We start from the raw sequence: 1,257 nt of genomic DNA, 5'->3' as shown, positions 1-1,257 counted from the left end.
CCAGGTGTACTTGGGGTTGGTCATGCCGGAGGTGGTGCAGGTGCCCTCGCAGGTGGGCCAGCCGTAGTTCTTGCCGGGCTGGATCAGGTTGAGCTCGTCGCGCGAGGAGTTGCCCAGCTCCGAGGACCACAGGCGGCCGGCGGAGTCCCAGGCCAGGCCCTGCGGGTTGCGGTGGCCGTAGCTGTAGACGCGGGTGCCGAACGGGTTGCCGGGCGCGGCGGCGCCGGTCCTGGTGATGCGAAGGATCTTGCCGTTGAGCGAGTTCAGGTTCGGCGCGTTGGCGGACTGCTGGGCGTCGCCGGTGGTGGCGTACAGGTAGCCGTCGGGGCCGAACCGGACGCGGCCGCCGTTGTGGTAGCGGTTCTTGTCGATGCCCTGGAGGATCGTGGTGTAGCCGCTGAGCGTGCTGCCGTTGAAGTTCATCTTCGCGATGCGGTTGCCCTCGGCGGCGGTGTGCATGAAGAACACCTCCTGGTCGGTCGTGCCGTTCCAGGTGGGGGAGAGGTCCAGGCCCATCAGGCCGCCCTCGCCGTCGGTGGTCTGCACGTTCGGCACGGTCCCGACCTGCGTCTTCGTGCCCGACGGGGTCACCTTGAACACCTTGAACGTGTCCCGTTCGGTGACCAGCGCGTACGAGCCGTCCGGCGTCCAGGAGATGTCCCAGGGCACGTCCCAGCCGCCCGCGACGCTGGTGGGCGTCTGGGGCACGGTCCCGCAGGTCCCCGTGGTGAACGAGGCCGAGGGTGTGCTCGGCGTGGAGAGCCGGCCGGCGGTGTCGCGGGCGACGACGTCGAGCTGGTAGGTGTGCGCGCACTCCAGCGGCACGCTCGCGGTGGTGGCCGGCGGGGCGCCGGTGACGGTGGCCAGTACCGTGCCGGAGGCGTGGTCGCGGACGAGGTAGGCGCGCACGCCGCCGTCGTCGGTGGAGGCGGCCCAGGTGAGGGTCGCCGTCGTGGGCTGGACGCCGCTGACGGCGGGCTGACCCGGCTGCGAGGGCGGGTCGTCCGGCGGCGCGGGCAGCGTGTGGCAGGCGGCCTCGGGGCTGCTCAGCGAGACGTTGCCGGAGGCGTCGCGGGCGAACACCGACAGCTGGTAGCCGAAGTCCGGGTTCAGCCCGGTCAAAGTGGCCGGCGGCGCGGGGGCGGTGGCGATGAGCTGGCCCTGCTGGTAGATGTCGTAGGCCGCGACGCCGATGTTGTCGGTGGCGGGCGGCCAGTCGAGCTTCAGGCTGTTGTGGGTGATCTCGCCGCACACCGG

Annotated in this window: 1 protein-coding gene; it reads right to left on the bottom strand. The window is 71.5% G+C overall.

The features are described 5' to 3' along the window. Window positions 1-1,257: PQQ-dependent sugar dehydrogenase (locus ACWCSU_RS52825; RefSeq protein ID WP_449945268.1), on the bottom strand; the 1,257-nt coding region annotated here is incomplete at both ends.

The sequence above is a fragment of the Nonomuraea sp. NPDC001699 genome, assembly GCF_053596455.1.
The sequence above is the reverse complement of the archived record's forward strand: the minus strand, read 5'-3'. Positions and strand labels throughout refer to the sequence as shown.